The 24638-nt window shown below is 34.0% G+C and carries 16 protein-coding genes; 6 read left to right on the top strand and 10 right to left on the bottom strand.

The window, feature by feature from the left end; translation table 11 throughout:
• Nucleotides 1-303: 303 nt before the first annotated feature.
• The 4 genes from IPN31_08135 to IPN31_08120 all read right to left on the bottom strand — a co-directional run bounded on the left by IPN31_08135 (nt 304) and on the right by IPN31_08120 (nt 6107).
• Nucleotides 304-840 (bottom strand): hypothetical protein, encoded by a 537-nt coding sequence (locus IPN31_08135; GenBank protein ID MBK8681858.1) that lies wholly within the window; start codon nt 838-840, stop codon nt 304-306.
• An 84-nt stretch (nt 841-924) separates the two neighbouring features.
• Nucleotides 925-1908 (bottom strand): pyruvate dehydrogenase complex E1 component subunit beta, encoded by a 984-nt coding sequence (locus IPN31_08130; protein MBK8681857.1) that lies wholly within the window; start codon nt 1906-1908, stop codon nt 925-927.
• Nucleotides 1909-2128: 220 nt separating this feature from the next.
• On the bottom strand, nt 2129-4588 hold the full coding sequence (locus tag IPN31_08125; GenBank protein ID MBK8681856.1) for a carbohydrate binding family 9 domain-containing protein: 2460 nt from the start codon (nt 4586-4588) through the stop codon (nt 2129-2131).
• Between the two features lie 250 nt (nt 4589-4838).
• Entirely contained in the window at nt 4839-6107 is a 1269-nt protein-coding gene (locus tag IPN31_08120; GenBank protein ID MBK8681855.1) for a T9SS type A sorting domain-containing protein, read from the bottom strand.
• Nucleotides 6108-6408: 301 nt separating this feature from the next.
• Here IPN31_08120 and IPN31_08115 point away from each other — a divergent pair, with 301 nt between their 5' ends.
• Nucleotides 6409-10254, top strand: a complete 3846-nt coding sequence (locus IPN31_08115; protein ID MBK8681854.1) for an autotransporter-associated beta strand repeat-containing protein — start codon at nt 6409-6411, stop codon at nt 10252-10254.
• Nucleotides 10255-10603: 349 nt separating this feature from the next.
• On the opposite strand, the gene IPN31_08110 is transcribed toward IPN31_08115, so the two are convergent.
• The gene (locus IPN31_08110) at nt 10604-10786 is read right to left on the bottom strand and encodes a hypothetical protein (GenBank protein MBK8681853.1); all 183 of its coding nucleotides are present in this window, start codon (nt 10784-10786) and stop codon (nt 10604-10606) included.
• A 277-nt stretch (nt 10787-11063) separates the two neighbouring features.
• Here IPN31_08110 and IPN31_08105 point away from each other — a divergent pair, with 277 nt between their 5' ends.
• Nucleotides 11064-13367 carry a CRTAC1 family protein gene (locus tag IPN31_08105; GenBank protein MBK8681852.1) on the top strand — a complete coding sequence of 768 codons (2304 nt, stop codon included), beginning with the start codon at nt 11064-11066 and terminating at the stop codon, nt 13365-13367.
• Between the two features lie 549 nt (nt 13368-13916).
• On the opposite strand, the gene IPN31_08100 is transcribed toward IPN31_08105, so the two are convergent.
• A complete protein-coding gene (locus IPN31_08100) occupies nt 13917-14759 on the bottom strand; it encodes an alpha/beta hydrolase (GenBank protein MBK8681851.1) in 843 nt (280 codons plus the stop codon).
• 177 nt (nt 14760-14936) lie between these two features.
• Here IPN31_08100 and IPN31_08095 point away from each other — a divergent pair, with 177 nt between their 5' ends.
• The 4 genes from IPN31_08095 (at nt 14937) to IPN31_08080 (ending at nt 20439) form a co-directional block, all read left to right on the top strand.
• The gene (locus tag IPN31_08095; GenBank protein MBK8681850.1) at nt 14937-16145 is read left to right on the top strand and encodes a DEAD/DEAH box helicase; all 1209 of its coding nucleotides are present in this window, start codon (nt 14937-14939) and stop codon (nt 16143-16145) included.
• 315 nt (nt 16146-16460) lie between these two features.
• A complete protein-coding gene (locus IPN31_08090; GenBank protein ID MBK8681849.1) occupies nt 16461-17474 on the top strand; it encodes an HlyD family secretion protein in 1014 nt (337 codons plus the stop codon).
• 84 nt (nt 17475-17558) lie between these two features.
• Nucleotides 17559-19058, top strand: coding sequence for an MFS transporter (locus IPN31_08085; protein MBK8681848.1), 1500 nt, complete (start codon nt 17559-17561; stop codon nt 19056-19058).
• Nucleotides 19051-20439, top strand: coding sequence for a TolC family protein (locus IPN31_08080; protein MBK8681847.1), 1389 nt, complete (start codon nt 19051-19053; stop codon nt 20437-20439). Before IPN31_08085 ends, IPN31_08080 begins: the two co-directional genes overlap by 8 nt.
• Nucleotides 20440-20541: 102 nt before the next feature.
• On the opposite strand, the gene IPN31_08075 is transcribed toward IPN31_08080, so the two are convergent.
• From IPN31_08075 to IPN31_08060, 4 genes are read right to left on the bottom strand one after another with little or no spacing between them, the layout of a single operon-like run.
• Nucleotides 20542-21636, bottom strand: a complete 1095-nt coding sequence (locus tag IPN31_08075; GenBank protein MBK8681846.1) for an AI-2E family transporter — start codon at nt 21634-21636, stop codon at nt 20542-20544.
• A 59-nt stretch (nt 21637-21695) separates the two neighbouring features.
• Nucleotides 21696-22367, bottom strand: coding sequence for a hypothetical protein (locus IPN31_08070; GenBank protein MBK8681845.1), 672 nt, complete (start codon nt 22365-22367; stop codon nt 21696-21698).
• 54 nt (nt 22368-22421) lie between these two features.
• A complete protein-coding gene (locus tag IPN31_08065; GenBank protein ID MBK8681844.1) occupies nt 22422-23522 on the bottom strand; it encodes a GNAT family N-acetyltransferase in 1101 nt (366 codons plus the stop codon).
• Nucleotides 23522-24556, bottom strand: a complete 1035-nt coding sequence (locus tag IPN31_08060; GenBank protein MBK8681843.1) for a polysaccharide deacetylase family protein — start codon at nt 24554-24556, stop codon at nt 23522-23524. The genes IPN31_08065 and IPN31_08060 overlap by 1 nt, the downstream gene beginning before the upstream one ends.
• Nucleotides 24557-24638 lie beyond the last annotated feature (82 nt).

The following is a 24638-nucleotide window of genomic DNA, read 5'->3' as shown; positions in this document are numbered from 1 at the left end:
CTCATTTTGAAAAGCTATAATTCTTTTGAAAGGGGAAAAAAAATTTGTGAGAATTACACATTTCTCCGTATAAATAAAATGTATCGAGCCTAAGGCTCTTTTTTATCTCGTGCGTTCGTATTTATTTTTCGTGGACTTGCCCAACGGCAGACAGGTTCGTGGCTGAATATATTTTTTTTATTTCTTCATTATCATCCTTGCCAAGGCTGCGGATTCTCCGAATAATAGATTTTAAATCATCTGCACAGATAAACTAATAAATTGAGCTTACTTGACTGACAACCGGAACTATTACTTTTTTATTTATTCCTTAAAATTCAAATCAAACCATTCTTGCTGAGACTTTGCTTTTTTTTCGAGAGAGACTTTTTTTGCAATTTTCTTTTGTGCATTTGAAATGGATCGGGTAATTGAAGGATGCGAAATTTCTTCATGCGGCTGAATTCCTAAGTGCGACATTAATCGTATTATATTTTCACCACCAAATTGCATAAATAGCGGTTCATCCATTGAAGAAAAAACATACACATCCTGCAATCCATTTTGAGAAAATAATATTTGTTCTGTTGCTTCAAGCGGATAATGTTCTATAATAACAGGGATTTGATTTTTTGCAGTGATTTCATTTATTTGAGAAGTGGTAAATACTTTTTGATCACCACCATGCGCTGAAATATATTCTAATAATTCTTGTTGAGTATTTTCAAACCACACCACTAACTGATACATAGGTTGAATCTGAACCATCTGCATACAGGCTTCATATTTATTCTCTTTGCTAATCCAAATTTTATCAATTACGTTGACCGCAGGTTTTGGTGAAGAGAAAAAATTAAACATTTAAAATGTGTATTGGATTAATAAATTTAAGTGGCTGTATTTTATTGCTACAGATTTTAATAAAAAAATCAGATAACAATTACTTTAACTCTTAGCGTACATCACCTCTTTCACTACCTGAATTACTTTTATAGGATTTGGTAAATATGCTTCTACAAGATTTGGTGCGTAATGCATACTTGTATCAGCACCGGTTACACGACGCACGGGTGCATCTAAATAATCGAATGCATCTTTTTGTAATTGATAAGAAATTTCTGAAGCTACAGAACCATATGGCCAAGACTCATCCACTACTACAATGCGATTAGTTTTTTTCACTGAGTTCACAATAGTTTCAATATCTAAAGGACGAATAGTACGCAAATCAATTACCTCTGCTTCCACACCTTCTTTCGCTAATTCTTCTGCTGCAGCAAGTGCTACTTTCATCATCTTATTAAAGGAAACTATGGTAACATCTTTCCCCGGACGCTTTACTTCTGCTTTTCCTATCGGAATATAATATTCTTCTTCAGGCACTTCACCCATTTCAGAATACATCATTTCACTCTCCATAAAAATTATAGGATCATTATCTACAATTGCCGACTTCAATAAACCTTTTGCATCGTAAGGATTTGATGGAGAAATTACTTTCAATCCGGGCACATTCGCATACCAGCTTTCAAATACCTGACTGTGTTGCGCACCTAATTGTCCGGCACTACCGGAAGGTCCACGAAATACAATAGAGCTATGAAATTGCCCAGCACTCATCGCCATCATTTTCGCTGCTGAATTCACTACCTGATCAATAGCTAATAATGCAAAATTCCAAGTCATAAATTCAACGATTGGTCGCAAGCCATTCATAGCCGCACCCACACTAATTCCCGCAAAACCTAATTCAGATATTGGGGTATCAATCACACGTTTTTCACCAAATTCTTCTAACATACCCTGACTCACTTTATATGCGCCATTATATTCAGCCACTTCTTCGCCAATCAGGAATATTCGATCATCCTTCCGCATTTCTTCTACCATCGCTTCACGTAAAGCATCTCTGAATCGTATCTCTCTCATTATATTTATTTTTTGCAAAGATAGTTATCAATTGACAGTTGACAATTGACAGTAGACAATGAACTGTTGACTATTGACCATTTACCATTAACCATTAACCATTGCTTTCGCCTTCGCCATTAGCCTTAGCTTTTTTTTATTTGCACATTACTTCCATCTGCTAATCGGCAAATCAGCTAATCGACTAATTATTTCATTCTCACATTTGCACATTTGAACATTAATTACTCTTTTTCTTCAAATACAAATAATCTAAATAGTATAAAATTTTAATCGAGAAATTATTATCCTGTGGTGAGTCAAAAACGAGATCCATATTTTCAAAATAGTTGGGAGCTATTTCAGAACCAAACTGATAAATTGCATTTTTCCATACAACACTTAATTCACTGCCCGGAGCAAAATACCATGTATATGAAAAGTCAATATTAAATGCATTGAAATTAATATCATCATCTGTAGTTCCATCATCATTATAGGTATCGTATGTAGTGTTGCCAAGACTACCATCTTCCTCTAAATTATAAAACTGATTATATGCTGCATAGCTCCAATACTGACGAAGATTTATACTAAACGACATTTTTGTATTTGGTGTGTAAGATGCATATAGTGATCCTTCAATTGTTCTCACATCTCTTCTTCCGAAAATAATACTATCCGCTGTTGTATTTACCCAACCCACATCATTTTTCCAGTTTTCGCTGTAAGCTCCAATTGAGAAATTCATTTTATCATTTATCCGATAGGTAGGATACAAACTAAAATTGAAACGATTTCTATCCTCTTCATCAAACCAGCGATAATTCATATTAGTACTCACCGCCAATTTTTTGCTATAATCAGAACTAAAATACCCCCCCACATTATTATTTGTTGGATAAGTATAATAACGACCGGGACTGCGAGCTTCAAAATAATCATAAGTGGTAATCGGCTCTGCATAATAGAAAATTCCTGCTTCCATATTATTTTTAAATGTGCCCCAGCCTTCTAAATAAAAACTAAAATTCTGAAATGCATCCGGATTAATTATTCTTGAATAATCCACTGAATAATACGTACCGGCATTATTAAAAATCCAAAACGGTTCGTAGATACTATAGTCTGCATGCACATTATAATTCACTATATTGTTTATTTGAGAAAAGCCCATATCATTGGGTTCGTAAGTATCACCTGTATAATCCACATTAGCACCATAATTAAAGTTGCCGCTAATTTTTCCGAGCTCAATAAAAAACGCTTCTCCTAAAGCAGTGCTATCAGCATTAAAAAACTTTTGACTTAATGCGCCATTTGCTCTCAACCGAATTGAATTTTTTTCGTTGCGCAAATCCAATCCTGCGGCACTTACATTCGCATCATAATAAGATCCATTGCGAATTACATTTGTATTTGAAAAATATACATCCGAATTATTTTTTAATGATTGATCAAAAACAATTACACTGCGATTGGTAAGTGGACTCGTCAATACTTTTTCTGTATTGCCTTCCGCATCTTGAATTGTTGCATAGGTTTCTGTTTCAATCGCATTTAAAATTCCAATTCCGGTGTTGTTTGTTGTGCGACCTGAAATTTTAAATGCATTTAGCAATCTTGCATTTTGTGGATTGGCAATCACCTCATCGCCTTCATTTAAATTATTATATACATCATTAAAACCAATTGGCCTTCCACCGATTCTGCGTGTATAAAAAATATCGCCTTTAGTAAACAGTTCTACACCTTCGGTAAAAAATTGACGGTTCTCATTATAGTAAACTTCAAAGGGTGTAAGATTTAATATTTGATTATCACTTTGCACCTGACCAAAATCAGGAATCAAAGTCATGTCTAAGGTAAATGCATCGCTGATTCCATATTTTAAATCGGCACCATAGTTTAATGAAGTTCCTGTGCTTGTAACATCAATGGGTTTATCATTATACACATCATAATACGCAGATACATAGGGCGAAACAGACAAGCGCACCGGTGCCTCAATATTCTCAATACCTTTCAATGCACCTGCTTGTTGCAGCCATCCACTTTCTTCGGGATTCACATAACTCCATGAGCTTTTATCACGATTATGTTTTACATCTCTAAAAAACTGAATGCCCCAATCCTGAATATCTTTTTTAGGAAAACGAATTGCCGAATAAGGAATTCGAATTTCTGTAACCCAACCTTGATTAGTAATATGTGTTTCACTTTGCCAAACTGCATCCCATGCAAAATCTTCATTACCACCATCAATCATTTTTGCATCATTCTGCACACCACTTGCCATCATAATAAATTCAAAACCATTTAAGCCATCCGCATACGTATCTATTACAATTCCAAAAAAATCGCCATTGCCAAATTCATCACGTCGTGCAAGTTCAGCTATTATACTATCTGGAGAAGGATCATACAATACAGCACCGAAATACACCGCCGTGTTATCATATAAAACTTTCACTTCGGTACGATATGCAGAAGGCAAATTATTTTTAAATTGAAACTGAATAAAGTCGGTTGCAATTTCTGCATTGCTCCATGCTTCTTCATTTAAATCGCCATCAATTTTTATATCGCTGTCAATGCGGGTAGCAGTGAGCTCCTTTTTGTTTTTATCAAATCCCGCATCTTGGGAAAATACAATTCCTGACGATAGCAGGATACTGACGAGCAGATTTGATTTGTACATAGTAGGATTGTTAGCACAAGGTTATTACATCTACTCTTAATTAAAACAAAAGAATTGTTTAAAACTTGTTAAGGGGAAGGTATTGAGTATCGGGTATAGGGTATTGAGTAATCAGTGATGAGTAATTAGTGATGAGTTGTTTTTTGTCAATGGTTAATGGTTAATGGTTAATGGTTAATGGTCATTAAATCGGTGATGAGTTTTTTTTCCAATAGCCAAAAGCTAAAAGCCAATAGCCTCTTCAAAAAATTTACTGCTTAATAAAAATCGCAGAGGAATAATTTTCGCCGGAAATAATTTTTATAAAATAGGTTCCGCTAGCTAAATCAGATACATCTACTTTTCCGTTTTCTCCGCTTGATTGTAAAACCATTTTTCCCGACACATTAAATATTTGAATTAACTCAGCAGCAGAATTTAATTCTAAATATTCTCCCACAGGATTTGGAAAAAGAATAGCATTTGTATTTGAATTATATACTGCAGATTTAATTTTACTAAAAGCATAATCGCCATTAAAATCCACTTGCTTCAAACGATAATAATTTATTCCCAATGCAGGATTATAATCAGTGAAATAATAATCTAATATTTTACTGCTATTTCCTGCACCTTCAACTGTTGCTATTTTATTCCATTGCATGCCATCATCACTGTGTTGAATTTCGAAATAATCATTATTTAATTCAGTAGCTGTTTGCCAGTGTAATGCAATTCCATTTCCCGAAACTTCAGCAACGAATTGGGTAAGTGTTATTGGCAATACATAAACCATATTCGTATCTATAAGAATGGCATTGGCATAGGTGTCTGCATCAAAATTCACTACTCCACTTCCATAAGTAGTTGAACCTGGATCAGCATGAGTTAAAAACTGATTAGAAAGTGTCCCATCATCGGCTATATAGCAAATAAACAACTGAAAATTAGTGGGTTCATCTAATGTTGCAGAAAGTCCTAAATCAGTTTTCAATATTTTAAATTCAAATCCTTTTGTTATATCTGTATTATCAGGGTTTGCGGCGTATTCAGCATCATAAATATCACCAAGATAATTATTTGGTCCGCCACCAGAGCCAAACGAGCCTATTAAAGGATACAAATCCCAGAAAAAATTATCGTGAAAAGAATTAGTACCAATTACCAAACAATAATCCGGTTTAAAATAAGGATCAAAAGTGCTTCCTGGATTAAAACCATCTACACCTTGGGGTGCTCCAGCCCTTCCAAAATCTCCATCATCATATCCACCTCCTTGTGTATCCAAAAACATTAAAATTCTATTGCCATTCTGTACGTTACCAGCAATACCAAAATATAAATAGTCTGCATCCTCATCTACATAAATTGCATTAATAACATGGTCTGTTCCAAATCCGGAAGAAGCCGGAGGACCACCTGCTGAAGTTGCAATGGCAGCACCCCATTGAGTATCATCCATAGTACCATCAATAACAATAGTTTGAGAAAAGCTTATTTCACAGATAAGCGGCAGCAGAAATAATAATATTTTGCGCATAACAGTTTTATTTATTTAAAAAAAATTAGGTTCAAGTTTTAGTGGCTCACGACTTCCACTTAACACTTTTCAAAATTATTATTTGATTTCTGAATATTAAAAAAAAACAAAGCTTTATAAGAAATGTTTTAATGATTAGAAACATCTCTGTAATTCAATGTTTTAGAAATATTTAATTACAAAAATTCTTAATATGAAACTCGCTTTTATGTCAATTAAATTTTTAAAAAAGCAAGAGGTTTTATTACTTTTATAGAATCTTCGGAAGTCGTGAGCCGGGATAACCCTAAAAATATCCATTATGAAAAAACTAATAACCCTTATTTCTTTGGCGTTTATATGCGCCAATGTTTTTAGCCAAACTATATTATATTGGGATGGTAATGCACCCAATGGGAATTGGAATGAAAATAATTGGTGGAATGGCTTTGCAACAACAACTCCAACAGGAAGCGAAATTTTGCAATTCGATAATAATAATCAGACTTCAATGATTAATAATCTTTCTGGAAGTGCGTCAAACAGATATCGAATAAATTTTATCATTGGAGCAAGTAATGCAAGAACTATTACCGGTACCACCGAAAATATATTTTATGATTATTCAAGTAATGTTCCAGCCATTTATAATAATTCTGGTACAACACACACAATAAACTTTCCTTTCGCAAATGGTAATTCAAATGGAGCAAATCGTTTGGAGCTAAATGCAAATAGTGGAGGAATCATTTTTGGAGGAAACATTCGTGCCTCGGGTGGTACACGTACATTAGTAACATTAGGCAGTAGTACAATAACTTTCAATGGAATAATTTCTAACGGTGTAAGTTCCACTTTAAATTTCACCAAAGAAGGAAGCGGTACATCAATTTTTAATGCTGCAAATACTTATTCAGGAGAAACAAGAGTAACCGCCGGAACACTTCAATTAACAGGTAGTGGAACATTCGGAAGTGCCTCATCGGTTTATGTTAGCTCTGGTGCAACTTTATCACTTAATAATATTAATTCAACTGTAGCTTCTGTATCTGAAACGGGCACTGGTAATGGAGGTACAGTTTCGCTAGGCTCAGGTAATCTTACTATTTCTGGAGGCTGGACAGGCACACGATTTCAAAATAGTATAACCGGTACAGGAGGAATTACTAAACAAGGAACAGGAATCTTATCGCTTTACGGTACTCAAAGTTATTCAGGTTCAACGACTATATCTGGAGGTGAATTATCTACTTCAGTAACGATGTCATCTACCAACTTTATCTTGAACGGAGGTGATTTTAGAATTGCAACAAATAATATAATTTCGAATTCGGCAAATTTTAATATTTCCGCAGGAACATTTTATTGTGATAAATTAGAATCCATTAATAACGTTACAATCAGTGGAACAGGCATCCTTCGAGTTAGCGACGATTTAATAATTAATGATTTGACCATTTCCTCGGGAGGATCAATTTTAATTGATGCAAGCAAAACATTAACAATAAATGGAACGGTAACTTATACAGGAGGAACATTATCATCAGCTGCAAATGGAAAGATAATTTATAATCAATCATCTGATGGTCAAAATGTAATGCCTGGAACTTACGGTGATCTCCAATTTAACAATTTCAATAAAGTATTATCAAACACTGGTATAATATATATTGCAGGTGCAACAGACTGCTTCATTCCCGGTACAGCAACTGGCCATACAGTTACAGGTTCTACAATTGAATTTAGCAGAAATGGGAATCAAAATGTACCAGTATTTACCTATTATAATTTAACCTTTAGTGGATCCTCAGGTACGAAAACTCTAACAGGTTCGATAAGTGTTAATGGCAATCTTTCAATTACAAGCTCGTCTATTTTTTCAGGCGCTACCTATACTGTAAATCTTGCAGGAAATTGGATAAATTATAATGCGACTGGATTTTCCAATACAGCTTGTACTGTCAATTTAAATGGCTCAGGTTCACAAACTATTAACACCACGGATGGTGAGGATTTTTATATCTTACAAAAGTCAGGAACAGGAACTACAACCCTTCAATCAAATGTAAATATTCTGGGTGCAGGCTCAGCGTTAAATATTTCTAACGGTATTTTAGATGCCGGCAATAATTCACTATCAGGCTCGGGGTCAGCAGCTTTAATTATGTCTGGAGGTACATTGCAAATTGCAAAACTTAGTACAATCCTGCCGGAAATTCCAAGTAATTATACAATATCCGGAGGGACTATTGAATTAAATGGCGCAGGTTCACAAACATTACGTGGAGCAAGAGCGTACCGCAATCTTACTTTTTCAAATTCTGGAACTAAGGGAGTTACCTCAGCACCAAGTTCTATCACAGGAACTTTGATTATTGCTGGTACGGTAATATTAGATGTATCTAATGCATCAATGGGAGGAACCGGAACAAATCTTACAATGACAGAAACGTCAAAATTAATTACTGGAAATGCAGGCCTAAAACCAAGTCCCGAAGGAGCATATTCATTAGGAGGAGGAACTACAATTGAGTTCAGCGGTATAGGTGATCTCAATCCTCGTGTTGCATCTATTTCATATTATAATGTAATTATAAGTGGAACAAATGTAAATATCACCGGCACAACAGACGGTCTTCCCTTCCAATCGGGTGGTACTTTTACTGTTAAGGATGGAGCTGTGTTTGCTTTTAAAAATACAAATGGTTTTTCTGGAGCTACAAATACTGCAATAAATAATTCTCCCTCGCCTACCATTGTTTTAGAACCAAATTCCACAATCGGTTACAGAGGAAGTACACAAAGTGTTACAACTGCTGCATATCAAAACTTAAGAATAGGTGCGGCGGGTACAAAAACTTTAGCAGGTGCTATTACGGTTAATGGAAATTTAGATTTATATGCAGGCACTTTAGATGCTTTAATTTATACAATCAATCTAGCCGGAAGTATCTTAGGAACAGCTACTCAAACAAATTCAAGTGGCAAAATATCAATGACCGGAGCAAGCGCAACTATCAGCGGAGCTACTCTCGGTAATTTAGAATTAAATAATGCCAGCGGTTTTTCATTAAGTGGTTCGCCTACTATTAATAATGTACTCACTTTTACAAGTGGTAAATTAACTATGGGTGCAAATAGTATAACTCTTGCAAGTAATGCAGTTGGTGCAATAGCAGGTTATAACAGTTCTAAATATTTTGTAACCGATGGAGCAGGTTATGTGCGCCGTGCAGTTACTGGTCCAAATGCTTATGATTTTCCTGTTGGTACTTCAACAAATTATGATCCTGCTAAAATTACATGGTCTGGTGTTTCGGGAACAGATCAATTAAGTACAAGATTTATTGCTGCAACATTAAGTAATCCTACAGGATTAACTTCTTTAGCTTATGCTGGGTTAAGTGATGAGCCGGATGTTCCAACGCCGATTACAGAATTTTTAAATAATGGTTATTGGGAAATAACTAGCACTGGCGCTCCTAATAATTATCAGATAGATTTAACAGCAAGTGGAGCAGGTAATCTGGCTGTATATGCACAACAACATACTATTTTTAAAAACAGTACAACTGGCCCAACTGGTTGGGCTCAGGCAGGTGATGCTATAGATATTTGGGGAGATTCGGATATTGGAACTTCAGGTTATCAATACACCTTAACTCCAAATCCATTACACTTACAAAATACCAATGTATCCGGCTTTTCATATTTCGCAATAGGTCGTTCAGCATCGTATATTCTCCCCATCGTTCTCACAGAATTTACTGCTGAATTAATTAATACTGATGTGGTATTAAACTGGATTACAGCATCGGAAGTAAACAACGATTATTTCAGTATCGAGCGCAGTATGGATGGCAGTATATGGAATGCCATTGGTCAGGTAGATGGCGCAGGTTCTACAAGTACTGTAAACCATTATGATTTTACGGATAAGGATGCACCGGGAATGGTGTTGTATTATCGTTTAAAGCAAATTGATTTTAATGGCAATTATGAATACAGTCCTATTCGTGTTGTAAATAATTTGGGTAATGAAGCTTACATTATTTACGGATATTATACACTTACCGGACAGCAAATTGAATCATTGGAAAATGCACCTACGGGTATTTATTTACAACTGAGTAATAAAGGGAATACGAAGATTTTTCATAATGAGTAATGGGTCAAAACAATTGACAGTTGACAATTGACAATTGACAATGAAAAAAAACTTAGACTATGGACTTAATAAAATTGACAGTTGATAGTTGACAATGGACAATGAAAAGAAACTGATTACTCATTACTGATTTTTTCATTCACCACTCACCATTCACAAAAAAAAACCACTCAGCAGCGAGTGGTTTTTTTTGGTGTATGTATGAAAAGAAAAATTCTATGGAGCAAAGTTTAAGGTACTTCTATTTACAATTGGTTAGGGATTGCATTTAAATTTAGTCCTCTTCATTGATGGATAAACTCCTTTCATGGAATAATCCGGTAATAGCATATTCTAATTTGTATTCCAACTACAGTGCTTCAGGTGTCTTGAAAATAACCGTAGGCTTTATAACTGCGGAATATCCGGCAGCCAAAACTATGGCAGTACTCGTATAATTATATTCACATTTCTCAGCTTTCAGTAAAGGCTCCGCTTTTGAAGCCATACCTATTAGAAGAATCATTATTAATGCAAGTGCTGCTTTTCTCATTTTTGGTTTTTGTTGTTAAGTAATTACTTATTAAATGCAAGAAACACCGCTTGCGTTGCGCTACACGCACAGACATATTTAGGGAATTTGTAACAGAGTTAAGGGATCCGACTTTTTATTGAATTACAGGCTTACTATATACTTAATCATCCATTTAAAAATAATTTAAGAATATAAAATTATAAATAGCATTTTTTTAAATGTAATTAACGGTTGCTACGGAAACCATTGCTCAACTTTGTAATTCAGAAACATAAACACGCTTTTAAATAAAATCATGAATAAAAAATTAATCGCAATCATTGCTGGAGTAGCAATATTAGCAACACTGGCATTTACTCAGAGAAAAAACATTAAAGAATACTTAGCCCAGTCTAAAGATTCTGATACTATTATTAAAACAGAAGTGATACCTTTTCCGATGGATGCAAAAAGCAATGCAGAAATTGCAGATTATCTGCATATAGTATATTCAAAAGTTTTTGTTCCAAATAATCGTTTTGCCAATATTGCTATGGCTAACTATTATTTAAATTCACCTGTCCCCGCTGATCCGGATAAAAAGTTTGATCACTATTTTAACTTGTGTTCGCAGTTAGTAAACTCCGGTAAAATAGATGAGGCAATTCGCTTTATCAACGAATATGAATCCAAAACAGATATCAACGAATTTGAAAAATCGCAGCGCAAAAAATGGTTGGCAGCAAAAGCAATTACTTATATGCGCTATGGTGAAATTCAAAATTGTATTTCAAATCATAATGCAGAATCCTGCATCATGCCTTTTTCAAAAGCGGCTGTACATACAAATCTCACCGGCGTAGAAAAAGCAATTGAAATCTATTTACAAATATTACATGAAGAACCCCAGGACCTTACCAATACTTATATGCTGAATATTGCATGTATGGCGGCAGGTACTTATCCCGATGGTGTGCCGGCAGAATTTCTTATTCCGCCGTCTGCTTTTGCTTCGGAATACGACATGGGCAAGTTTGAAAATATAGCTGCGGATTTAGGAGTAGATTTTAATGATATGTGTGGTGGAGTTATTATGGATGATTTTAATAATGATGGATTTATTGACATGTTTACTTGCGGATGGGGATTGAATGAACAATGCAACTATATTATTAATAATGGCGATGGCACATTTACTAATCTAACTGAGTCGGCAGGACTTAAAAACTACCCCGGTGGTTTGTATATCGTTCAAACAGATTATAACAATGATGGATTTTTAGATGTATTTATTACTCGTGGTGCATGGTTAGCAGAAAAAGGCGTTGTACCAAATTCATTACTAAAAAATAATGGAGACAATACATTTACAGATGTAACCGCAAAAGTGGGTTTAATTAGTTATAACCCTACTCAGGCTGCCACATGGAGCGACTTTAATAATGATGGTTGGGTGGATTTATTTATTGGCAATGAATCATTCAGAAACAAAGGAATAAATAATCCTTCGGAATTATATATTAATGATCATGGCACTTTTAAAAATATTGCTAAAGAATCAGGAGTGGATGTAGTAGCATTTATAAAAGGTGTTACTTCCGGTGATTATGATAATGATGGAGATCCGGATTTATATGTGTCTATAAATGGTGAAGAAAATATTTTATTTCAGAATATTACAGAGAAAGGCAGCATGAAAATGCAGTTTAAAAATGTATCAAAAGAAGCTGGTATAACAGGTCCTAAAAAAAGTTTTCCATGTGCATTTTTAGATTTTAATAATGATGGGTTGTTAGATATTATCAATTTTAGTTATTCTGCAAATCAAAGTGATAGAGATATTCCTGCTGAATATTTAGGAGTACCTATTCAAAGCGATATTCCTGCCCTTTATATTAACAATGGTGATGGCACTTTTAAAGATATTGCATTGGAAGCAGGACTGAATAAAACATTTTTAGTAATGGGTTGCAACTATGGCGATCTTGATATGGATGGTTATATTGATTTTTATTTAGGAACAGGCAAGCCCTCATTGCGCAGTTTAATTCCCAATCGTTTATTAAGAAATGATGGTGGAAAATATTTGCAAGATGTAACTACTTCTGCCGGTATGGGTCATTTACAAAAAGGACATGCAATCAGTTTTGCAGATTTAAATGGAGATGGATATCCTGAAATTTTTGCGCAAATGGGTGGCTCTTATGAAGCGGATGGTTTCAGAGATTGTTTGTTCTCTAATCCCGCAAATTACAATAATCATTTTGTGAGTTTAGACTTGCAAGGAACAATTACTAATCGTGCAGCAATTGGCGCAAGAATAAAAATTACAGTGTTAGAAAATGGTGCAGATAGAAATATTTATGAAACAGTTTCTAACGGAGCAAGTTTTGGAGCAAATGATTTGCGTATGGAAATAGGTTTGGGCAAAGCAACTCAGATTAAAGAAATTACTATCACCTGGCCAACAAGCGGTACCACACAAACATTTAAAAATGTTGCCCTGGATCAGCATTATCGTGTGATAGAAAATAACAATACATTAATTCCTGTGAATGTTCCTGTATTTCAATATCAAAAATCAGAAACACCGATGATGCACGATCATCAGGCGATGTAATTTTTCATAATAGTTATTGGTGAGGAAACAACACTTGTTTTAATTTGTGAGTGTTTGTTTCCTCTTCCTATTTTATTTTCTTCTCGGAAATAAAAAAAAATTAACCACTTAGGTGATATAGATACATAGATAACGTTTTACTTAGTGTTAAAGGAAGATATCTAATTCAAATGTTGTTAAATGATTTCTCTTCTTGAAAAAAAAAAAGTTTTCGTTTATGTATTCCCCCCCCCCCCCCCCCCCCTCTCCTCGAATAAAGATGTCCGTTACTTTAAATTTTTTTAAATTAAATGAGCCATATGGTTGCACAAAAAAGTTTTTTTTTTTTTATTGGGGTTTTTTTTTTTTTTTTTTTTTTTTTTGATTTCTCCTCTTGAAAAAAAACTTCTATGTACCTATGATATCTATGTGGTTAAAAAAGTGAGTGGTGAAAAGTGAATGGTGAGTAGTGAGTAGTGAATAGTGAGTAATAAAATCAATAATGAGTAATCAGTAATGAGTTTTTTTTTCATTGTCAATTGTCAACTGTCAACTTTTTTAAGTCAATTGCTATTTAATAAGCCCTTGTTTTCTCAGCCAATTTTCTGCTTCATTTAAAGTAGCATCATAATAAAAACCATTGGCATTATTGCGTTGATAAAAACCATGCTTCTGACCTTCATAAGTAATCAGTTCCGCATCACTACCTAATTGTTGCATGCTCTCTACCCACTTCTTTGCATAAAAATATCCTGCAAGTTCATCATCAGTGCCATGCATTATAATAGTTGGTGGCATTGCTATATTTAAAAATTGATATGGATTTAATGCCTCTGCATTTCCATTAAATTTTCTTATTCTGAATTCAAACTCTTCCAAATTTATTACCGGATTAAACAACACCATATAATTGGGTTTGGTACTAAAGGATAAATCGTCAGAAGCATCATCGCCAATCGGATTATCCAAAGCAGTTAAAATACATAGCACACCACCGGCAGAACCACCGGAAGCAATAATTCTATTGGTATCAATTTGCAAACCGGTACCGTATTGTCTCAACCAACGCATTGCAGAATTTGCATCTTTCAAACTTTCAATTGCGGTAATTTTATTTCGTGCAATAACTCTGTAATCCGCACATACAGTAATCAAACCTTTAGATGCAAAATATTTTGCCTGATCTTCAAACATATCCGGTGAGCCATGAATAAATCCTCCGGGAAAAAAGAAAATCATACAAGGCAATAAAGTGTCCGACTGCATACTATCAGGATAAAAAATATTGAGATGAAGGTTTACCGTATCAATAGTTTTAAATAATACGACGGTATCTGCCGATTCTAAAATAGGCGTGTAACTACCACTTTGCTGGGATTGCATTTCTTCCAGAGATCTATCCTTCTTTTGCACCTTTGATTTACAGGCAGCGAACAGTAGAGATACACTCAGTATGATGAGAATTATTTTTGAGAAATTGCGCTTTGTAAGCATTGTGCTTTGTATATTTTTTGCAAAAGTAGTTGGAAAATAAATGGGTAAAGCTGCATTGATTAACACTCAGTCTGTAAATATCTAACTTTGCAGATAATGACTTTCAACGAATTCCACTTAGTGCAGGAGATTTATGACGGGCTTGATTCAATTGGATTCGAATCGCCCACTCCTATTCAGGAACAAGCTATTCCAATTATTTTAGAAGGAAAAGATCTGATTGCCTGTGCGCAAACAGGCACCGGAAAAACAGCGGCATTTCTATTGCCGATTTTACATAAAATAGTTTTGAACGGACATAACTCTATCAATACATTAGTGATTGTTCCTACACGGGAATTAGCATTGCAAATTGATGAATCCATTCAGGCATTTGCGTATTTTACCCGAGCAAGTTCAATTGCTGTTTACGGTGGCAATGACGGAATTATGTTTGAACAAGAAAAAAAAGCATTGCGTGAAGGTGCCGATATTATTATTGCCACACCGGGAAGATTGCTTTCGCATATCAGTCAGGGCTATGGCAACTTTGATAATTTACAACATCTTGTTTTAGATGAAGCAGACCGCATGCTCGACATGGGATTTAATGATGATATCATGCGCATTATTTCCAAGCTGCCGAAGAAAAGACAAACCCTATTTTTTTCAGCAACGATGCCACCTAAAATCCGCATACTTGCCAATAAATTATTAACTAATCCACAGGAAATAAATATTGCCACATCCAAACCTGCCGAAGGTGTTATGCAAGGAGCATATGTATTATTCGAAGATCAAAAAATACCTTTAGTAAAATCCTTGCTTACCGGAAAAAAAATTGCCACTGTTTTAATTTTTTCATCTACCAAAGAAAAAGTAAAACGATTAGAAATAGAATTGCGCAAATTAAAAATAGATGCTGCCGCAATTCATTCTGACCTTGATCAAAATCAAAGAAAAGATGTGTTGAGGAAATTCAGTAGTAAACAGTTACATGTACTGGTAGCAACAGATATTTTATCCAGAGGAATTGATATAGATTCCATTGGATTAGTATTGAACTATGATGTGCCCGGCGATGCAGAAGATTACATTCATCGTGTAGGAAGAACTGCAAGAGCAGATACTACAGGAGTTGCACTCACATTTATTAATGAGCAAGATCAAAGAAAATTTAAAAGTATAGAAGACCTCATTGGATATCCTGTAAAAAAATTAGATCTGCCACCTGAGTTAGGTGCTGTTCCTGAATACAATCCCGGCGCAAGGAGGCAAAATAATTTCAATCGCCGCAGACCAAACAGAAATACGAATAGAAAATAAGGGTAGTAATTTATTTCGCAAAATCCCCAAGATGAAATCCTGTTGATATTTTTTTGTTCAAATTTAAAACTCACTTTACTCTTCGCTAAAAGTGAGGAATTTGATAAATTTATATATCGACAAAATAATAGAACGTGACTTTATTTCAAAAAAAGTTGTCTGCGAGTTGCTGATTGATAAGTGCAATTATTCAATTTAATATAACGCATGAAATTCAAGTTCAAATCACATTTGGTTTCAATAGTTTGCAACCATCATCACTTTTCCATTCCCTAATTTTATAGTTATACTTTTACAATTCATAACTATGCAGAGATGAAATCGAACACCCGTACCTTTCTTATCATATTTATTATCACCCTTTCCCTTATATTAATTTATTGGCTCATCCTGAGTTTTTACAATAACAAAAACCGCACAGATGACGCTATGGTGGATGGCGATATTGCGCCTGTGTTAACTCGTACTGATGGATTTGCAGAAAAAATATATGTAGAAGATAATCAGTTGGTGAACAAGGGAGATACATTAGTACAATTAGATACTATTGATTATCACTTGCAATTACTTCAGGCAGAAACTGCATTGCATATTTCCAAAACAAATCTCGAACGCTCGTTAATTGTTTTAGATTCAAAAAAAATTGATGAGAAAATTGCAAAGCAGCAAATACAAATTCATGAATCTGATCTTGCCTATTCAGAAATAAATTATAAACGCAACAAAGTACTTAAGGATAAAGGAGTTGTTTCGGTGCAGGTATTTGAATTTACCGAGGAGACTTATAAAAAAGCCATTTTAAATTTAGAGAATGCAAATGACAAATTAAGACAAACAGAAGTAGGTTTATTAGATGCAGAAAAAGAAGCAGAGCTGAGCAAATTAAATATAGCTACACAACAAAATCAAATAGAAATATTGAAAAGAAACATACTCTTTTCCACTGTGCTATCCCCTGCTACCGGATATGTTTCGAAAAGAAGTGTGCAAACCGGACAGATGGTGCGTTCAGGTACGCAAATATTTTCAATTGTGCAATCTGATAATATTTGGGTAACTGCAAATTTTAAAGAAACACAAATTTCAAAATTCCCTATCGGACAAAAAGTAAAACTAAAAGTAGATGCCTATCCCGATGAAGAATTTTTTGGAATTGTGGAAACGGTTGGCGCAGCAACAGGATCTAAATTCGCATTGGTGCCACCCGATAATGCTACAGGTAATTATGTGAAAGTAATTCAGCGTGTTCCGGTAAAAATAATTTTTGAAGATTTACAAAAAGCAAAAGAACTTCTCAGACCTGGTTTCAGCGTAATGGTAACATTATAAGTGAGCAGCAATAACACAATGAAAAGTATAGCACAAAAAAGAATTTACTTTTTTCTCATTTTAATTATTTGCTATTTTAATTACATGGGACAGAGTGTTGCTTTTTCTTATGTCCGCAGTCAATTTGGTGTAAGCAGTGAAGATGCATTGTGGTTGTTGAGAGGCTTTCATGCTGCTGCAATTATTACAAGCATAGTTGGAATAGTAATTATTAAATGGGTTGGAAACAAGTGGTTATTTATTTGTAGTGCGTTTATATTTTTAATTGCAACAATAATTTCTATTTATACAAATTCATTTTCAATTTTATTATGTGCACGCATTACCGCAGGCTTCGCAAATGGATTTATGCAAGCAGTGGCAGGATTATTATTTATAGCAACCTATCAGGGAAAAGAAAAACCATTAGGTTCCATTATAAGTCTTGCTGCTACTATAGTTGGAATATGTTTAAGCCTTGCAATTAACAGCTCATTTCTTGAAGATTTCGGATGGCGATTTACTTATGTGTTAAGTGTACCAATAATGAGTACAGTTTTCCTATCTGCATTCTTTTTCATTCCTGTTCGTGAACAAAAAGAAAGTATTGAAGTTGACTGGTTAAGCATTTTTCCTTTTGCAATTCTTATTTTTTCAATGCTGTATACTGTAATGTATTGGGATGCATTTGGTGGATTAAGCAGCATTTATATTACAAGCAGTATTAGTATTTTTATTATTAGCGCAACTATATTATTCATTCGTGGCTTCACGCATACAAATCCAATTTTCGATACCACCTTATTCAAATATCCAAGTTTTATTGCTGCATTTTTTATTTCCTTTTTAAGTGGAGTTGTGTTTGTTTTCAATTTTAATATGATAGCGAAATTATTAGGAGGTATATTACAAATGTCGTTTAGCGATATTTTGGTATTTATTAGTTTGCTTGCCTTGCTGTTATTTGTAAGTATATTATTAGGCGTAATTCTGCTTGCTAAAAAAGTAAATGCGTTTTGGATGATGATAGCCGGTTTACTGTGTATTGCATTTGCCTGCAATCAATTTTCACAATTGAATACTCAATTTTATATCAATAATATTATAACACCGTCTTTAGTCTGTATGCTGGGTGCAGCCTTTATTGCATTGAGTGTAATAATTGTTGCGATGAAAAGTGTGCCTCCCGAAAAAATTGCCAAAGTGGGAAATTTCCGCAGTGTACTTTTCTTGTTAGGAATTGCGATTGCAGCAGTGGATTTAACCAGAATAATTGATTATAGAAGAGTGGCGAATTTCAATGCAATGATAAGATATACTAATGCTGGCGACTCTGTTTTCAGTCAACGACTTTCCGGTTTTAAAGCATTCTATCTCAGCAAAGGATATGATCCTGATTCAGCATATCAAGCTGCTATCAAAGCAATGACAGGCACTTTTCAATTGCAGGCATTTTTTAAAGGTATGATGCAAACATTTCATATTGCATCTATAATATGTATTGCATTTGCATGCCTTATTTTTTTACTGTGGTTAATTAATAATTTACAGTGGATTGCCAATAAATTTCAAATTCAACATTCTAAAATGCATAACCATGTTTAAAGAAAAACCATATCATTTGCGGTGGTCAGTTGTAATTGTTTTTATGCTGTTTCAATCATCTCTTTTTTCGCAGAAGAGTTTTACACTTGAACAATGTATTGAATATGCTTTTGCAAATAATCCGATTTTACAAATTGTATCTGCGGATACAAGTTTAAGTGATTTGGATTTGCAAAGAGTAAAAGGAAGTTATATTCCCCGAGCGGATATCACTGCTGCATTTCAATATTATCTTGCTCAGCGAAATCAAATTATTGAAGGAGGAAGTTTTTTCGCTCCCGATGATTTACCTATTGGTGAGCCACTTGCCGTTCCCTCCGGTTATAACAATGCATGGTATCCGAATTTTAATTTAAGTCAGCTCATTTTTGATGGCGCTTATCAAAGTAGTTATAATTTAAATGCACAAAACAGAATTCTTCAGGAACAGGAAATGTGGAGTTTCAGAATTGATTTAATCAGTGGAATATATAAAGCATATATCAGTTGCAGATTATTTGAAATACAAGCTCGCTTTCTCAGTGAAAATATTGAGAGGATAGATACTTTAACTGAATTGACTAAAATAAAATATGAGGAAGGTGCCGGCATTGCGTTAGAAGTAAATCGAGTGCTGGTAACTTCTAATCGCATGAAAAGTGAATTGGCAGATGTAATCAATAGTTTTAATGAATCACTATTAGCATTACAATTTCAAATGAATTATTTAGAACCAGACAGCATGATTCTTACAGATGCCTATGGCATTGATGAAATAGTTTTAAATGCTTCTGAAACCATGAATAATTTAAAAACTTCTGATCCCAATTCCCGCATTGAAAGTAAGATTATTCAAACTCAAATTTCATTAGCCAATGAATCTATAAGTCTTGAAAAATCCAGATATCAACCGAGTATAGGTGCTGAAGGTTCTTTGGGATTTTTACCTGCATCAGATTCTTTCGATGCATTATTTCAGTCTGAAAGATGGCAACCTTATGCCTACATTGGTTTAAATATGTACATACCTGTGTTTAATGGAATGGATGTGAAACGGGCGGTGGAACAAAGAACTATAGAGTCCATGCAAACAATGCATTCCTATACGCAATTTATAAATGAGTATGAGAATGAAAGGCAAACAACCTATTTCAAATTAAAAAAATCTGTGGAGCGATACAGCTTTGCAGAAATCAATTTAAGACTTGCAGAAAATAATATTGATTTATTGGAAGAAGCCTTTGTAAATGGTGTTGCAGATAATCAGGATATGATATTAGGTGAAAATGATTTGTATGAAAATCAAGCGAGATATTTTAATGAATTGCTTTTGCTTTTATTAAATGAAATTGAAGGAACAAAAGTGTTGGGCAATTTTAATTTCCGTGCAGGTATAAGATAATTTTTATCGGAAAGAATTAGATGATTATAATTCTTCCCGATAAAAATCTGAGACTATATTTTAAAAACATATTGATAGTTTTCTACCTGGAAAACAAATTTTCTATCTCTGTGGTAATTCCGGTACTTCCTCAATTTTAGTATTATCCTTTGCCAAGTATTTTGTAATTAAAGTATAGAATATAGCTAGGATAATTGCGCCTTTAAACATCCCTGTAAATCCCCATGCTATCATACCGCCAATTACACCGAGAAATAAAACGAGCACGGGCATCTTTCCACTTCTACCTATAAGAATTGGTTTAAGAATATTATCAATTCCCAATAAAACTACAACGCCATAAATAGCAATAAAAATGGTGTTGCCAATATTGCCTAAACTGGCAACATAAAATGTAACAGGTAACCAAACTAATAGTGGACCTACCTGAACTAGCACTAAAAGAAAAGTAATTATCGCAAACAACACGGCAAATTGTAACCCTACAATTGCATATCCAATCCATGCTGCCACTGCACAAATAATTGCTGTACCCAAAGCGCCAACAGTTACACCTTTAATAGCCCTGCCGGTAGCATCTAATATCTCTTCTCCATTAGGATCACCCAATAATTTGCGCATAAGATCATGTAAGGGATTCAATACTTTAGAACCACTTGTTAATACTACGGCTGAAATTATAACGGCGACTACTATTTCCAAAGCGGCTCCAATCAAACCTGCACCTTTAGATAAAAAGCCTGTAAGAAATCCAAGAATTTGTGGTTCGTATTTTTGAATTGTACCTGCAGGATTTGCTTCAACAGACGTCCAAAATGCAGCAATCTTTCCACCAACCACCGGTATTCCGGAAACCCATTCCGGCAATGGACCCACACCATTTTCTTTTGCATTTTTAAACCAATCAATTACAATATCTACTTTATCTGCTAAAAATCCAGTGAGAAAAATAAAGGGTATAACAATAATGCAAACTGCAATAAATCCGTAAATAAATCCTGCAAGTTTTCGTCGATTACCTACTAAGCGCACTAACTTTTCAAATGGCCCGTGTAGCGGCACACTCAAAATAGCTACATACGCAAATACACCAATAAACGGGGTAATTATATGAAACAAAGAAACAAGTAGAAGTAATAATAAAAGTATGATTATTACCACTTCGACAATACGTCGGTTTTCAACTAAAGCTTTCATAAAATGATTTTTTTTACATTAAATAATTGTTTGTTCGGTATAATAAAATTGTATTGTATTTAAGTTTTTGAAGAGGAAAATTTTCCTATCAATAATGCGATTACAGTGGCAATATAAATTTGACCGGTGATTCCCATAAATGCAGACATGGAGCGAGCAAAAGGAGATACGGGTAAAAAATCTCCATACCCAACTGTGGCGAGTGAAATAAAAGTAAAATACAAAGTATCCAGAATAACTACGTTATTTCCATCGCCTTTATTCATAGCAAAATTTACTGACTCGGGATTTACTCGAATTATCAAGGTAAACAATAATGAAAATACAATACCGATTAACAGATATCCGCTAATAGCCTGTATTAAAGTATCGGCAGAAACAGTTTTTTTAGAAGCAACTTGCCGCAATAAATTAAATACAGTAATAATAAAAACGATTGCTAATAATACTGAAGAAATAACAACGATAAAATCTTTATCGAAAAAATAAGCAAGCCAATAGGTGATAAACGCAATAGCGATAGCAGGGCCAGAAATTCCCCTGAATTCTTTTTCAACACTAAAAAAACTAGTTATAATAATCAGGTTAAAACTTACTCTGGAATAAATTGTCAAAACATTATCCGATAATGCAGAAAGAAAAAAACAATGGAAAATGAGTAAAAAAAACATGAATAAATTTACGGACTTAATATCTCCTTCTGCAAAATACTTTTTACTTGATAACTGCATGTATACCTATTAATATTTTAATATGAAAACAACTTTTCAATTTGTACTATTTCATTAAGTAAATGCACAATCACCATCTCCATCCTGCAAATGTAATTCTTTCAAAGTCAGTTGTTGAAATAATTCTTTCGAAATAAAATAGCTCCTTTTCACTTCCTTTTTCCAAAGTACTTGCATTGGCTGCTGTTTTAACTTTTCAGCAATAGACGCATGATAAACAGTGAATGTATTAATAGCTAAAACTTTCATGTAATGCTGAATGATACTTACCACAATATCTGCATTACAAGTAAAAAAACAATAAGGCAAAGTAAGGTTGTTTGATCTTTTTGCAAATAATATAAAAGCACAAATATTCCCTTCTATATCCTTGACTTCAACAGGAATAAAATCAAAACTTTTATCTGTGGCTGTAAAATGATAACGGCTTGTTTGGTCATCACCTTCATGGGGTCTAATTATCCATGGGTATTGCAACATCCATTGTAATGCATCTGCATTGCGCTGAAATAGGTTGTATTGATTTTGTTTATTGATAAATGCAGATGCTTCTTCAGAAATTTCATTGCCAATGTTTACTTGAAAATTATTTGGCAAGGCAGGAATATTTCTAAAACGTATATCTCCAACAAAATTAATTATAGAATCAGCGATGGTCCAAAATGGTTTTAATTTTTGCAACCAACCACCCTTTTTATTAAGTATATACTTTAAATCACTTCTTAAATATAAACGTACACCGTTTAAAATTTTCATCTCAGCAAAATGATTTGTTTTTTCATACAATACTTTGGCGGGTAATGTAAATTCAGTGGCAATTAATTTATTATCCCAGGTTTTGAAACTTGCTGCTAATAATTGTTGCGCAATTTTTTTTCCACGATGTTGTTCTGAAACCCAGATACAACTCATCCAACCACAATGCATTTTATTATTTGCACCTAATAGAATATCATCTGCCAGCACTCCAAGATAACCCACCATTTCATTATTTATAAAAGCAAGAAATAATAAAATATCTTCGGGTGTATTTGCAGGATTGTTAATATGTGAAATTGCACGATGTTTTGAAATAGGAATTACAGGCATCCTATTAAACTGATCAGATTCAATAAATTCTTGTAAAGTGATTTTATTTAAAAATTTAATTTCCATCAATCCCTTGTTATTCTGTTTTTATTGATGCATGATTTTGCAATGAAATATATGTATTCTGTTGTCAGTATTTCTTCCGCACTTTTGTTTGCAATTTCTAATGGAATGCGTTGCAAATTATTAGCAATACAATCCTGCTTTAATCCGGCACAACCAAAAGTAAGTGTTGGTGAATTTTCCATTGCGGCAATTTTATCAAAAAATAATTTTGTTACCCCATAATCTGTAAATGGAAATGCGAATAAAGATTCTGATGCATTATATTTTTTTTGCATTACCTCTAAGCTAGAAGTAGTTTGTTCTACTTGTTCTTCTATGGATATAAATCTATATTCCGGATGATCCTTACTATGCGCACCAAACGCAAAACCTTTGCTTTGTAAACTGCTTATTTGCTCTGATGTTAAATACGGTTGATTATTTTGAAGAAATGCATTTATATCTAAATCTATTTCACTTGCCAAATTATCCAAAAATGATTTTTCAGAATATCGCATTCCTAATAATGCAGATTTAAAATGTGTAACATCGGCATTAAAATTTATTTGAAACCATGCTTTAATTTCCGGTTGTTGTAATACTTTTTTATTCTTAGAAATTTGATCAATCAGTAAACTTACTTTATAGCGGAAAAACAAATCTCTGTTATCAATAAAATCTGTATTGCAAAAACAAACTGCAGGAATTCCTTTGCGCAAAAGGATTGGAGCTATCACATCATGAAATTCACGCAAGCCATCATCAAAAGTCAATAAAAATGCGTTGCCAATTATTTCTTTGGTTTTATTTACATGCGCTATTACTGATTGCACATCCACCGGTTTGTAATGTTTTAAAATAAAATCCAAATCGCTTTCAAAGACTGCACTATTTTTATAGTTATATAGATTTTTTATATGGGGCAAATACTCATCCGTTATCACATGATATACCGGAACAATCAGCCGCTGTCCTGTAATAGAAATTAAAGGTGAGAGAGGAATAATGGATGCGGGGGCACCAAACAGCTGGATAAAAGTTTTACGTATCTGCATCTCTGATTCCAAACAAAAATAAGAGTACTGCTTACATTATCGGCATTCCACTCACTTAAGATGTGAAAGCCACTTGTATTAA

The organism is Bacteroidota bacterium (assembly GCA_016715425.1).
Taxonomy (GTDB): domain Bacteria; phylum Bacteroidota; class Bacteroidia; order Chitinophagales; family BACL12; genus JADKAC01.
This window is presented reverse-complemented; position numbering and strand designations above follow the sequence as displayed.